This is a genomic window from Vagococcus carniphilus (assembly GCF_014397115.1).
Classification (GTDB): Bacteria; Bacillota; Bacilli; order Lactobacillales; family Vagococcaceae; genus Vagococcus; species Vagococcus carniphilus.
The window spans coordinates 257,692-271,877 of sequence record NZ_CP060720.1; the positions used below are offsets into that span (position 1 = coordinate 257,692).

8 protein-coding genes and 3 pseudogenes are annotated in these 14,186 nt (G+C 28.6%); 8 read left to right on the forward strand and 3 right to left on the reverse strand.

Annotated features, from left to right (window positions below):
- Window positions 1-441: 441 nt before the first annotated feature.
- The 4 genes and pseudogenes from H9L18_RS01420 to H9L18_RS01435 all read left to right on the forward strand — a co-directional run bounded on the left by H9L18_RS01420 (window position 442) and on the right by H9L18_RS01435 (window position 3,457).
- On the forward strand, window positions 442-777 hold the full coding sequence (locus H9L18_RS01420; RefSeq protein ID WP_126795658.1) for an ArsR/SmtB family transcription factor: 336 nt from the start codon (window positions 442-444) through the stop codon (window positions 775-777).
- Window positions 774-1,453 (forward strand): annotated as a pseudogene (locus H9L18_RS01425) (type 1 glutamine amidotransferase domain-containing protein). The gene H9L18_RS01420 and the pseudogene H9L18_RS01425 overlap by 4 nt, the downstream one beginning before the upstream one ends.
- Complete coding sequence (locus H9L18_RS01430) at window positions 1,454-2,389, forward strand: NAD-dependent epimerase/dehydratase family protein (protein ID WP_126795660.1); 936 nt, start codon at window positions 1,454-1,456, stop codon at window positions 2,387-2,389. It begins immediately after the preceding pseudogene.
- A gap of 723 nt (window positions 2,390-3,112) precedes the next feature.
- Window positions 3,113-3,457, forward strand: coding sequence for an SPASM domain-containing protein (locus tag H9L18_RS01435; protein WP_126795662.1), 345 nt, complete (start codon window positions 3,113-3,115; stop codon window positions 3,455-3,457).
- 2,006 nt (window positions 3,458-5,463) lie between these two features.
- On the opposite strand, the gene H9L18_RS01440 is transcribed toward H9L18_RS01435, so the two are convergent.
- Window positions 5,464-7,239 (reverse strand): ABC transporter ATP-binding protein, encoded by a 1,776-nt coding sequence (locus H9L18_RS01440; RefSeq protein ID WP_126795664.1) that lies wholly within the window; start codon window positions 7,237-7,239, stop codon window positions 5,464-5,466.
- Complete coding sequence (locus H9L18_RS01445) at window positions 7,223-8,983, reverse strand: ABC transporter ATP-binding protein (RefSeq protein ID WP_126795666.1); 1,761 nt, start codon at window positions 8,981-8,983, stop codon at window positions 7,223-7,225. Before H9L18_RS01445 ends, H9L18_RS01440 begins: the two co-directional genes overlap by 17 nt.
- 123 nt (window positions 8,984-9,106) lie before the next feature.
- On the opposite strand from H9L18_RS01445, the gene H9L18_RS01450 reads away from it, so the two are divergent.
- Together H9L18_RS01450 and H9L18_RS01455 are read left to right on the forward strand one after the other, a co-directional pair.
- The gene (locus tag H9L18_RS01450) at window positions 9,107-9,865 is read left to right on the forward strand and encodes a MerR family transcriptional regulator (protein WP_126795668.1); all 759 of its coding nucleotides are present in this window, start codon (window positions 9,107-9,109) and stop codon (window positions 9,863-9,865) included.
- A 103-nt stretch (window positions 9,866-9,968) separates the two neighbouring features.
- A complete protein-coding gene (locus tag H9L18_RS01455) occupies window positions 9,969-10,661 on the forward strand; it encodes an MgtC/SapB family protein (RefSeq protein ID WP_126795670.1) in 693 nt (230 codons plus the stop codon).
- Window positions 10,662-10,747: 86 nt separating this feature from the next.
- On the opposite strand, the pseudogene H9L18_RS01460 reads toward H9L18_RS01455, so the two are convergent.
- A pseudogene (locus H9L18_RS01460) lies at window positions 10,748-11,915 on the reverse strand (IS256 family transposase).
- Between the two features lie 154 nt (window positions 11,916-12,069).
- On the opposite strand from H9L18_RS01460, the gene H9L18_RS01465 reads away from it, so the two are divergent.
- Together H9L18_RS01465 and H9L18_RS01470 are read left to right on the forward strand one after the other, a co-directional pair.
- On the forward strand, window positions 12,070-12,348 hold the full coding sequence (locus tag H9L18_RS01465) for a hypothetical protein (RefSeq protein ID WP_126795672.1): 279 nt from the start codon (window positions 12,070-12,072) through the stop codon (window positions 12,346-12,348).
- A 333-nt stretch (window positions 12,349-12,681) separates the two neighbouring features.
- Window positions 12,682-14,079 (forward strand): annotated as a pseudogene (locus tag H9L18_RS01470) (IS3 family transposase).
- The last annotated feature ends 107 nt before the right edge of the window (window positions 14,080-14,186 follow it).

Sequence of the window (14,186 nt, forward strand, 5' to 3'; positions counted from 1 at the left end):
TGATTTTTCTAAAGGTGAGCAAGAAAACTTACGCAAAAAAGTGTTTGACATTGAGTACAAGGGCGAACTTTCTCAAGAAGAAAAATGGGTTGTAAAAGATAAAATTTAGGTTTAAAGATTGGAGCTCATGAAACAGTTTTTTATGCTCAGCAACAAAATAAAGAAAAGGATTCATTATCAGAAATTCAAAAAAAGGATTGGTTGAAGGTTTTTAAAAAGGATTTTTTAAGTTAGACTTCTTTTTTGGAGAATTGGCAAGGACGGTGTTTTTTATATAACTGATAAAGCAAACTTAGATTCATTTTATTTGAAAGAAAAATTGAATACCGCTCAACGTGAAATGGACTATCTTAGACAAGATGTTCTTGAAGAAATAGTCATTTTATGGTTTAATGGTTTAAACCATTAAACCATAAAACCGTAAAAAAAGGAGTTAGATAAATGGAAACATTCAAGGAACTAAAAAAAGATTTTTCGGAACTTAGTGATTTTCTAATTGCTATAGGTGAAAAAAAACGTCAATCTATTATTATTCACATGCTTGAAGATAACGCTTGTCGTGGGCTGCAAGTTACTTCCTTAATTGAGGCAACTAATCTATCACGCCCAGCAATCTCTCACCATCTGAAAATTTTAAAAGATGTTGGACTTGTAAATTATTATTCTGAAGGTAAAAAGAATTTTTATTATCTTGAGCATAATATGACCGAAATAATTAAATTAAAATCATTTTTAGAAGAAGTTATAACTATTATGGATAAGGAGGGAATCGAATGAAAAAAGTTCTAATTGTGGAAACAAATATTCAAAACTATCAAGGTACAGATGAACCAACTGGATTATGGTTAGGTGAATCAACAGAATTTATAGAAGAAATTCAAAAAGCTGGGATAAAAGTTGATTATGTTAGTCCAAAAGGTGGTTTTGTTCCCATTGATCCGAGAAGTATGAAGTATGTTAATAAAAGTATTATGTCTCTTTATCATGATAAAGAATTTATTTTGAACGGACTAGCTAATACAAAAAAACAAAAGATATCGTTCCGACAGAATACATGGCTATTTATTATACTGGTGGTCATGGTGTTATGTGGGATTTTCCAGACAATAAAGAACTACAAGAAATTGCATTAGAAATATATAATAATAACGGTTATCTATTATCTGTGTGTCATGGTATTGCTGGATTGTTAAATATAAAAGATAGAAGTGGACAATATCTCATTTCAGGAAAAAAAATTACTGGTTTTACAACCACAGAAGAAATACTATCAGGTATGAAAAATAAAGTACCTTTTCTAAATCAAAAAATAGCAGAACAAAGAAATGCTAATTTCATAAAGAAAAGATTTTTCAAAGAGTTTGCTATACAAGATGGACGTATTATCACTGGACAAAATCCATTTTCTGTTAGAGCTGTTGCCAAGCTTTTTCTTAAGGAGGTTAATAAGTAGATGCAAACAATACTAGGTAGTAATGGTCAAATTGGACAAGAAGTAGCTAAAGAACTATATAAAAATTATACAAAGGAGATTCGTTTAGTCGGTAGAAATCCTAAAAAAATTCATGACTCTGATCAGTTAGTAACAGCTGATTTACTAAATTTTGAGGACACTAAAACAGCAATTAAAAATAGTGATATAGTTTATTTTACAGTTGGTTTACCAATGAATTCTGAACTTTGGGAATCTGATTTTTTAACTATAGCAGAAAATGTAATTACTGCATGTAAATTGTTTCAAAGTAAATTAGTTTTCTTTGACAACACCTATATGTATCCTAAGAACAATCAGCGTCAAACAGAAACAACCATTTTTAATCCTGTTGGAAGAAAAGCTGCCGTACGGGCTAAAATGGCCGATTTATTTTTATCTGAAATCAATAATAGCAATCTAGATGTTGTTATTTGTCGAGCTCCTGAATTTTATGGTCCTGATAAAACACAAAGTATCACTAACACAATGTTTCTGAATAAAATTAAAGCAAATAAAAAAGCTAAAATTCCTATTAACCAAGATGCTTTAAGAAGTTTAATATGGACACCTGATGCGAGTCGTGCCATGGCTTTAATTGGTAATACTCCCTCTGCTTATAATCAAACTTGGCATTTACCATGTGATAATCCTGTAACTTATCGAAAAATGGCTGACATGGCAGAAAAATTATTAAAGAAGAAAGTAAGATATAATGTTATTCCTGAATGGCAATTTAAACTTATTAAGCCATTTAGTAAAGATGTTCAAGAGTTAAATGAGTTACTGCCACGATACAGGCAAGATAATCTATTTATATCTGACAAGTTTAAACAACATTTTCCTGATTTTGAGATTACAACTATTGAAGAAGGTATTTCAGCTATTTTACTATTGAAAATCGATTTAATTATTTAAAAAAAATATCATTCTGATGATTCTAAAAATATGCGATTAATTTTATTAGTTCATGAAAACTGTAATTTTAGATGTACTTATTGTTATGAAACTTTTGAAAAAAATAAAATGGATTTAAAAACAGTAAATGGCATTATAAATTTTATAAATAAATAAATTAAAAATAATCTAGATCTTGAGAGCATTATAATTTCATGGTTTGGCGGAGAACCTTTACTCTCAATGGATATTATTATGGAATTAGGAATATCTATCAAATCCTTATGATCAAAAAATAATATTAAATATTTTTCAGATATAACAACTAACGGTTCTTTATTAACTAAAAAAATTTATACTAAACTTCAGTCTATCAATGTTTCTTTATACCAAATTACTCTAGATGGTACTAAAGAATATCATGACAAATTTAGAAAATTTTCTAACGGACGAGGTTCATATAATAAAATAATTGATAATCTAATTAAATTAAAAGAAATTGACGATAATAATACATTTATTTTACGAACAAATGTAGGTCAAGATAATTATGAAATTATTGATGAACATATACGCATTTTGATCAACCTTTTTGAAAAAGATTCCCGTTTTATTCTTTCTTTCCATAATATTGGAAATTGGGGTGAGAATGATTCTAATATTATAGAGGACTCGATAAGTATAAAATTACAAAAAAGAGCACTTGACTTAGGTGCAAATGTAGTTCCAATAATTTGGAGTCTTATGCCTGGATCTACATGTTATGCTTCAAAATCAAATTCTTTTACAATTGGTTCTGATGGAAAAATTTATAAGTGTACAGTGGCACTTTACGAAGATATAAATGACATTGGAACATTACGGGAAGATGGTTCTATGGAGATAAATCAAAGTAAACATCAAAAATGGATATCCTCAAAACTAGATGACAAATGTCACGATTGTTCTTTATTATCTAGTTGTTTAAATAGTCAGTGTCCTTTAAACAGAATTACAAAAAAGGAGACTTGTTTAGTCTCTAAGGTTAAAATAATGGAAGCAGTAAAGTTACTTAGCTATCAGAATTTAATTACTTATACATTAAAATAAGAATATCTTTTTTGTTTATAACAAAGAATAATGGCTTATATGTAAACCTTGAATTATTAAATTGTAATCGTCATTGTAAATAACGTGATTACGATTGACATGTTTATATTTTTTTAACTTATTAACGTTATTCCTTGAAAGATAATATACATGTGTTACGATAGAAGTAAGAAAAGGAGGAATGGCTTATGATTAATTTATTCAAAGTGTTAGCGGCAGATATTAAAGCTGGTATGCTCATGAGATTAAATGGCATAAGCTTTAAAGATGCTCATATTGTTTAACAGAAGTTGGGATATCTTATTCCTACAATTAGTTGATTATTTGTTTAGATTGAGGGTGTACCGAGGTCTAGAGGAAGAAAAAGCTAATTGACATGGACGATGAAGGTTCCATGTAACGGTACAATTTAGAAGTTTTGAAAGACGTGGGAATAGAATGATCCCTAATCTTTATCTAGAGATCTATCGAAATTTATGGTAGATGTATATGGGAAGGCTGTTTATATTCGATAGATCTTTTTCTTTTTTTATAGAAGCTTATTGCATAATAAGAAAAAGATGAAATTCATTCCTAATTAGGATGGGGAAAAAAACTCTTTTAAAACTAAAAAAAGCATATTTTACTGATTATAGAACAACAACTTTAAGCTTTAGATAAGCATTATATTTTTTCAAATTTTACAACCTTGTCACTTGCAAGATAATATACATGTGTTACGATAGAAGTAAGAAAAGGAGGAATGGCTTATGATTAATTTATTCAAAGTGTTAGCGGCAGATATTAAAGCTGGTATGCTCATGAGATTAAATGGCATAAGCTTTAAAGATGCTCATATTGTTTAACAGAAGTTGGGATATCTTATTCCTACAATTAGTTGATTATTTGTTTAGATTGAGGGTGTACCGAGGTCTAGAGGAAGAAAAAGCTAATTGACATGGACGATGAAGGTTCCATGTAACGGTACAATTTAGAAGTTTTGAAAGACGTGGGAATAGAATGATCCCTAATCTTTATCTAGAGATCTATCGAAATTTATGGTAGATGTATATGGGAAGGCTGTTTATATTCGATAGATCTTTTTCTTTTTTTATAGAAGCTTATTGCATAATAAGAAAAAGATGAAATTCATTCCTAATTAGGATGGGGAAAAAAACTCTTTTAAAACTAAAAAAAGCATATTTTACTGATTATAGAACAACAACTTTAAGCTTTAGATAAGCATTATATTTTTTCAAATTTTACAACCTTGTCACTTGCAAGATAATATACATGTGCTAGGCTAGAAGTAAGTAAAGGGGGAATGGCTTATGATTAATTTATTCAAAGTGTTAGCGGCAGATATTAAAGCTGGTATGCTCATGAGATTAAATGGCATAAGCTTTAAAGATGCCCGTATTGTTTAACAGGAGTTGGGATATCTTATTCCTACAATTAGTTGATTATTTGTTTAGATTGAGGGTGTACCGAGGTCTAGAGGAAGAAAAAGCTAATTGACATGGACGATGAAGGTTCCATGTAACGGTACAATTTAGAAGTTTTGAAGGACGTGGGAATAGAATGATCCCTAATCTTTATCTAGAGATCTATCGAACTTATCATATGTTCGGTAGATCTTTTTTATTGTTTTGTTTTGAATTAAGTGAGTATTCTAGAAACAGCTAATTGACTACCCTCTCACTTTATCTAAAAAAAGCTCGAGTACATCTTCCAACAATTCAATTTGTAGACTTAATTTTTGATTACTTACTCTGGCACATCCGATTCTATTCATTAGATTTCTTTTTATTTCATAAAACTTAAAACAAGTCATTACACAGCTTAATTTATTTTTTTATTTACTTTAATTAAAAAAATAAAGATATTCAATCATCAGATAATACAATCTTTTGAAAGATACCTTTATTTTCAATGATTTTATTTTTATAACCAAGACAACAAACATAGATAGCTTATCTTTTTTATTTAATTAAATACAAGCTATTCAAATAATAAATTTATGTATATTAATTTTTAAACTGACTATTATAAAGTTTGCTATACAAACCTTTCTCATTAAGTAATTCCTGGTGTGTGCCTTGCTCTACAATATCACCAGCATCCATAACTAAAATCAAATCAGCTTTTACTATAGTTGAAAGACGATGCGCGATGACAAAGCTGGTTCGCCCTTTTGTAGCTGTTGCCATCGCGGACTGTATTTCTAATTCTGTTCGTGTATCAACACTTGAAGTTGCCTCATCTAAAATCACAACTGGAGGATTAGCTAAAATCACCCTTGCAATTGTTAGTAATTGTTGTTGACCTTGGGACAAAGTGCTATTCTCGCTAGATATAACGCTATCATAACCATTAGGTAACGTTCTAATAAAATGATCGCATTGAGCAATCTTAGCTGCTTCAATAATTTCTTTTCTTGTGGCTACTTTATTTCCATAGGCAATATTTTCTAGCACTGTTCCTTCAAACAACCAGGTATTTTGTAATACCATACCAAATTTTGATCTTAACTCCTTTCTTGTTAAAGCAGTTATATCTTGGCCATCATAAGTAATAACGCCATCATTAATTTCATAAAAACGCATTAAAAGGTTCACTAATGTTGTTTTACCAGCTCCAGTGGGACCGACGATTGCAATCATTTTACGAGATTCAGCAGTGAAATTAACATTAGTCATAAGTAAATTATCTGGTGTATAACCAAATTTTACTTCTTTAAATTGAATATTGCCTTGTGAATCAGCAATATTCAATGGTACTTGTGGATCTGGCTTTTCTTCTTTTTGATTTAAAATATATAAGATACGGTCAAAAGAAGCCATTGCTCCCTGAATATTATTAATAACATAAGAAAAACTAGTAATAGGTTCTGATATTTGATTTACATATTGTAAGTATGCTTGTACTAATCCAATCGTTAGTGTACCTTGAATAACTAAACCAGCTCCAATAATAGCACTCATAATAAATGTAAGTTGATTTAAAAATCTAATAACTGGATAAATTGTAAAATCAAAAAATAATGATCGCTCAAAAGCTTTTTGATGTCTTTTATTAGTCTCATTAATTTTAGAGGCAGTATTTTGCTGTTGATTAAATACTTTAATCTCTAAATTGCCAGAAAAATATTCTTCAACTTGGTTATTAAATACACCAAGTTCCTGTTGATTTTTGTCAGCTAATTTTTTATTTTTATTTGCTACCCATGTTGTAACGATCGATGAGAGAACTATTAAAAAAATAACAATACTTGTTAATTTAACATTAATATAAAACAGCATAGTAACTCCTAAAATAATACTGACAATAGATGAAAATAATTGATTAACCCCAGTTAATAACATTTCTGAAATACGATTAATGTCATTCGTTGTTCGACTTAAAATATCACCTACCTGATGACTGTCAAAAAATGACATAGGTAATTTTTTGAATTTTTGAGTAACTTCTTGACGAAGTCGTAGTGTCACATCTTCACTTAATGATGCAATCATTTTTTCTTGAACATAAGAAAAATATGAGCTGATAAAAGAAACAGTTATTAAAAGAATAATAGGACCAAGAATTAACTCTTTAATAACATCAGGAGTTAGGATGTTTTTGTTAGATATTTGTATTGTTTTTAATAGATTATCAATGGCAATCCCCATAATAAAAGGTATCATTGTAACTAAAATATGGCTAATTATACTACATATCATTAGTAAGAAAAATTTATTTTTTTCGGGTTTGATAAAAATAAAAAACTGTTTGATACTTGATTTACTACTTACTTGAGTCATTTTCATTCTCCCCTTTCAGTGGAATCCCCTGAGAAAGAGCAAACTCTTGATAGATTTTATTGGTTGAAAGTAATAATTTGTGAGTTCCTTTTCCAACAATTTTACCTTCATCAAGGACAATAATTTGATCTGCTTCTCGAATAGTATTTAATCGTTGTGCAATAATTAAAAAAGTCTGTTGGCTCATTTTTACCTTTAAAGCTTGTCTTAAATTGGCATCTGTTTGATAGTCTAATGCCGAGAAACTGTCGTCAAAAATATATAAATCAGCAGGTTTAATTAAAGTTCTGGCAATACTAATGCGTTGTTTTTGACCTCCAGAAAAATTAGAACCGCCTTGAGAAACCTTTGTTTGATAGCCTTTTTTTTGATTAACTATAAAAGAGCTAGCTTGAGAAATTTCTATAGCATTCTTTATATCTTTTTTTGTTGCTTTTGGATTTCCAAGTAAAAGATTACTTTCGATAGTCCCGCTAAAAAGAAAAGCCTTTTGTGGTGTATAACTTATTATCTCAAAAATACTATCTTGTTCCCAAGTATATAAAGAACGATTTTTTAGTATAATTTCTCCACTGTCAATTTGATATAGGTTTAGTAATAACTTTGCAATCGTACTTTTCCCAGAGCCAGTTCCACCAACAATAGCTGTTGTTTTTCCTTTTGGAATCGAAAAATTAATATTTTCTAAAACAGGTTCTCCGCCATCATAAGAGAAAGTAACATTATTAAACGTGGCTAACGTATCTTCAGCTACTAAAAATGTTTTCTCATTGAAAGTAGAATTTTTGATATCTAAAGTTTCGAAAGGCACCTCTAAAACAGTATCAATTCTTCGTAAAGAAGCCATTGAGCGAGGTAAGGTTACCAAGACCATAGCCGCTGAGATTAAATATGAAAGAGTTAATGTAGAATATTCAATAACAGATGTAATAGTACCGATTTGTAAGAGTCCTTGACCTACTAAAAGGCTTCCTAACCAAATAATTAATGGAAAAACAATTCCCATAATTATATAAGCAATCGGAGTTAAAAGAGAAAAAATTTTATTAACAGCTATCATGCTATCAGCATAATTTTGAAATCGTTCGTTTGTTTTAGATTCTTCTATATCCTGATTATCAAATGCTCGAATCATATTGATGCCATTAAAAAATTCTCTTAATTTAGATATCATCGCATCTAATTGTTGTTGAATTTTATTAGATAAAGGTAAGCCTTTTTTCATTAGATAATAGACAGAAATTAAATAAACAACAATAGAAATTAAAGGGATAAGTGATAATATTGGTGATTTAATAAAAGTCATAAAAACAGCAAAAATAGATATAATTGGAGCTGGTAAAACCAAATGAAATATCATCATTAATGAACGCTGTACATTAGTAACATCGTTCATCATTCTGGTTAATAAACTTGATATACTAAAAGAATCCATTTTTTTTAATGATAGTTCCTGTGTTTTTTGATAGAAGTCCTGTCTAGTTTCAAACCCATAATTAGCTGCTAATTTTGCAGATAATATATTTCCTAAAATAGAAATTAAACATCCTAAAATAGCAATAATTAACATTTGTATACCTAGAGATAGTACAACATCTTGATTTCTAGGTATAATACCTTTATCAATTAGTTTTCCAATAAGAAATGGTATAGCTAATATACCTATCATCTGGATAGATAGTATAATAGCTGTTAAAAAAAATAATAATTTGTTCTGTTGAAAAAATTTTTTAAAGTGAATCATTTTTTTTCCTCCTTTATTAATAAATGTGTTAACTTATAATACTTTTATAAGCTATATAATACACATTGAAGTTGGTTGAATGTCAACATTTAAATTGATATACTAATATTGGAGGATAGGTATATGTTTGATAAACTTTTAACAATTGGAGAAATAGCAAAACTTTTTAATTTACCTACATCAAAAATTAGGTATTGGGAAGCAAAAGAACTTTTTACACCTAAACGAAATAATAGTAATGACTATCGAATATTTAATATTCAAACTTTTATTGAATTACTTGAAGTAAATTTCTATCGAAATTTAAACGTTCCTATAAAACAGATGAAAAATTTTAATAAAATAGGACCAGAATCTACCTATTCAATATTAAAAAATACAGAAAAAGATATTGAAAAGGAATTAATTAATTTAAAAAAGCAATTAGTAGGAATTGAAAAACGTAAAAAACAATTGGAAGATCTTTTTTTATTAAAAAAAGTGGGATATAGCTTTGAACAAATAGATATAAAAAAGATTGTTCCTTTAGATATGACAAAATCAGAAGATGTTCAAATTCAATTAGAACATTTGAGTAATTTTATTTTGTATAAAGAAATAAAATCTGATAACACATTTCATTTAGGAATAAGTGTTATGCCTAGTTATCAATACTCTAAAGAGGTTTTATGGGAACAAAGTTCTATAAAAAAAAATTATGTAACTTGCTTAATTGAATGTTGTTCAGAAGATTTTGAAAAAAATAATCTTAAAATTCATATAGATTATTTAAAAAAAAAAGGTTATAAAATTGATAGAGTAATTGCTTCATATCTAGCCACTACCTATTATGAAAATACTAAAGGAATTGATTATTATAAAGGCTGGTTAGAAATAAGTTAGATAAATGTTACCAATAATGGGTACATCTAATGGTATCTTAAGATATTTTCCTTTTGTTATAAAAAAACTGAAAAAATTTTAACAAATAAAAGGAGTCGAGTTAATGACAATATTAGAAATTAGTCAGGCATTATTACTTTCAGTTATCATTTCAGGGGCAATTGGATTTGATAGAGAATTTAAAAATAGACCTGCAGGAATGAGAACACATATTCTTGTTTGTGTAGGTGCAACTATTGTAGCATTATTGCAGACAGAAATTTATTTAAATACAATAAAAGAAGTTGTACGATACCCTGAATTTGTTGGGATTATACGTTCTGATCAAACTCGATTGATAGCTCAAGTTATTAGTGGTATAGGGTTTTTAGGAGCCGGAACAATTGTGGTGACAAAAAAAGCAGTGGAAGGTTTAACGACTGCTGCATCTTTGTGGTCTGTAGCTTGTCTTGGTTTAACTGTTGGGATGGGGTATTACCAATTATCTATTATAGGATTTATTGTAATTCAGATAACTTTGTCTTTGCTAAAAAAAATAATCGTAATCCCTTCAATTAAAAAATTAGAAATAAAATATATTTGTCGTGAAGAGACACAAAAGTTTATTATTACTTCTTTCTCTTCTGCTAAAATAATAATAAAAGATATAGATGTGGATGTAGAGATTTTAAATAACCAACGAATATATACTACTATTTATACAATTGAAGTTCCGAAAAATATGAATATACAGGAACTAATTGAGTATATCTCTATACATAAAAATATGATGAAAGTAAAATTATATAATTTATAGTCTTTTGTGATAATTTCGAAAATATTAAAATTTATTGGTTGCATCAAGAATTATGTGTAAATGGAAAACCTATTCTATAATTTAAGCTAAAACATTGATTCTAATGTATCCTCTATATTTTTAAATCCTTTATGAACTCGGCATAAAAATTTTTGATTGTAGTTGTTAAATTGAGTAACTAGGAATCTCTCAAGAGATTCTTCATTAGGAAATTGTTCTTTTCTTTTAGTGTATTTCTTTAATTGTTTATTAAAATCTTCAATCAAATTAGTTGAGTAAATGGTTCTTCTTATTGACGGAGGAAAATTATAAAAAGTTAATATAGCAGGATTCATGAGTAAATTAACGACTCTTGGATACTGCTTTTCCCATTTTTCTGTCATAAAAGTTATTTGTTCAAGCGCTTTCTCTTTTGAAGTAGCTTGATAGACAGTTTTAAAATCATCACAGATTTCTTTTCTATCCTTAACGCGAACCTTATGAGCGATATTTCTAGAGATATGAACACAACATTGTTGATTGAACATTTGGACAGACACTATGGATACTATCGTTGATACCACTTAAACCGTCAGTGACAACTAATAAAACCTCTTCTAAACCACGATCTTTTAGGTCTTGAAGTATCTCTTTCCAAACGTAAGCAGATTCAGTTGGAGCAATAGTAAAGCCTAGAACCTCTTTGGTTCCATCCAATCGAATACCAATTACTATGTAGACAACTTCTTTTGAAACGGTCTGCCTTTTCAGAGGGATGTGAGTAGCATCCATGAAAATGACTGAGTATTTGGATTCTAAGCTTCTTTCTTTAAAGGCGATAACATCTTCAGATACAATTTTACTCATGTTTGAAATAGTTTGTGGTGTGTAATAATGACCGTACATTTTTTCAATCAATTCAGAGATTTCAGACATAGTAATTCCTTTTTGAAATAGCTGAATAATAGTTGTTTCAAGAGTATCATTGCTTCTTTTATAGGCAGGTAAAGTTTGTTGAGAAAACTCCCCATTTCTATCTCTAGGAATCATTAAGTTTAATTCACCATACTCTGTTTTGAATGACCGTGAATAACTCCCATTTCGAGAATTACCTGAATTAAAGCCAGCACGATCATATTTTTCATAATCAAGAAAAGCTGTTAATTCAGCCTGTAGCAGTGTATTGATAGCTAATTTTAAATGACGACGAAATAAATCATCTAAATCTCCTTTATTGATTAGTGTTTCCATAATTTCTGTAGTAAAATCGGTCATGAGAAAGTCCTCCTATAAAATTTCTGTTGTGGTAACTTTAATTTTACAGAATGGACTTTCTTTTTTTCTACCCTAAATTTCTATCTACACAAAATATTTTACGCTATCCTTGAATTTACACAAAGAACTATTTTTGCAACTTTTGGAGAAAAGATTGATTCATAGAGAAATTAATTATTATGATAGTTTTTCGTCAATCGCAGAAGAGTTGTTAAAACTAAATGCTGACATAAATTTTTCAAAGGAAACTACTGCTAAGATTTTGGAACGAAGTAGAGAAGACCATTTGAAATTACTTGAATATAGTATTAAAAGAAATATATTGAGCAAGTACAATAATTCATTTAAAAATGATTTTAAAAGAGTACTAAAACTATTGTCTGATTCATGTATTGATTTTGATTATATCGATATCATATTAGATACGATTTAAAAAAAAATAAGCCTAAATTATTTTAAAGAAGTTCAGTTTATTTTAGATAATGAAAAGAGAATAGAGTTTAAAGATATAAAATTATTTAGTTAATGATGTTTTTTAGGAGATTTGTTAAAGAAACATTCCTGTTGAAACAGTTAGACATTTTATTAAAGCAGACAGTGAAAATATTTGTATAAAATTAAATGAGATTTGTTCTCAATAATCTGAATCTTAAGTAACGTATGCCTTGTTTAATGTAAAAGTTCCAGATAGTATAATTAATGGAGCTCATTTTGTAGTGCACCCCAAAAGTTGGACCAAAAAATCTAACTTTTGGGGTGTATTTTTATGACAAAATATAATTATGAGTTTAAGCTTAAGGTTGTTCAAGAATATATTAATAAGGATGTTAGTTATTCTTATTTGAGGAAAAAGTATAAGATTAAAAGTGATGCCCAAATTAATAATTGGCTGAATTCTTATCAGAATTTTGGGGAAGATGGACTTCTACCTCGTGAGAAAAATAAAACTTATTCTGTTCAATTTAAGTTGAATGCTATAGAGTTATATTTAACAAGGAAGAAATCCTTTCAAGATATAGCTAATGCCTTAGGCATGAACAATCCTTCTCTTATTGCTAATTGGTTACGGCAATTTGAAGATAATAGAATTGAGGGGATTTCTAGAACGAAAGGGCGTCCACCTATCATGTCAAAAAAGAAAAATACAGATCTACCTAAAACAGATAAAAATAAGATTAAAGAATTAGAAGCACAATTATTAACATTACAAATTGAAAATGCTTATTTAAAAGAATTGAGGAAGCTAAGAAAGCAGGAAGAAAAACAACGAATGAAATTATCTCGTCCGTCATCTTTAGCCTCCGAGGAGAATTCAAATTAATCGACCTTCTTGCGATCATTAAATTTCCTAAAAGTACTTATATGTACTGGCAAAAAAAGATTTAATAGAGAAAATCCTGATAAAAAATTAGAAGTGGAAATAAAACATATTTTTATTGAAAACAATGAATCCTACGGATATAGAAGAATTGCTTCAGAACTAAAGAATAGAGGCTATGTTATTAATCATAAAAAAGTAAGAAGAATTATGCTTAAATTAAATTTAAAAGTAGTTAAATTTACGCGGAAATCTAGAAAATATAACTCTTACAAAGGTTCTGTTGGTAAAATAGCTAAAAATTTAATCCATAGAAGATTCTACACTTCTGTTCCTCATCAAAAATTAACGACAGATACAACCGAATTTAAATATTATATAGTAGATAAATAAGGGAATTTAGTAATAAAAAAACTATACTTAGATCCTTATTTAGATATGTTTAATAGTGAAATTATTTCATACTCTATTTCTGAAAGACCTAGTGCTCAATCTATAAAAAAAGCACAGTTAGAAGCAATAGAAAGGACATCCGATTGCCCATTCAGAAGAACTTTTCATTCAGACCAAGGTTGGGCATATCAAATGGATCATTACTCGAAACAACTTAAAGATAATAAAATCTTTCAAAGTATGTCCCGAAAGGGAAATTGTCTAGATAACTCATTAATTGAAAATTTTTTTGGACTGTTAAAACAAGAAATTTATTATGGAAAAACATATCACAGCTTTGAATCATTAAAAAGAGCTATAGAAGATTGGATGTATTATTACAACAATAAACGAATCAAAATGAAATTAGGTGGGTTAAGTCCAGTTGATTATCGTCTTAAAATGACTGCATGAAACAATAAAAAAGGAGTAGATTTCTCTACTCCAAAAAAGTCTAACTTTTAGGGTTCACTACAGAGAGAGTAGATTTTTTCTATTCTCTTTTTTTGTGTTTTCATAAT

Coding starts and splice junctions, on each gene's coding strand:
- H9L18_RS01440 (WP_126795664.1), bottom strand. CDS start 7,239: ATGACTCAAGTAAGTAGTAAATCAAGTATCAAACAGTTTTTTATTTTT.
- H9L18_RS01430 (WP_126795660.1), top strand. CDS start 1,454: ATGCAAACAATACTAGGTAGTAATGGTCAAATTGGACAAGAAGTAGCT.
- H9L18_RS01445 (WP_126795666.1), bottom strand. CDS start 8,983: ATGATTCACTTTAAAAAATTTTTTCAACAGAACAAATTATTATTTTTT.
- H9L18_RS01450 (WP_126795668.1), top strand. CDS start 9,107: ATGTTTGATAAACTTTTAACAATTGGAGAAATAGCAAAACTTTTTAAT.
- H9L18_RS01420 (WP_126795658.1), top strand. CDS start 442: ATGGAAACATTCAAGGAACTAAAAAAAGATTTTTCGGAACTTAGTGAT.
- H9L18_RS01435 (WP_126795662.1), top strand. CDS start 3,113: ATGCCTGGATCTACATGTTATGCTTCAAAATCAAATTCTTTTACAATT.
- H9L18_RS01455 (WP_126795670.1), top strand. CDS start 9,969: ATGACAATATTAGAAATTAGTCAGGCATTATTACTTTCAGTTATCATT.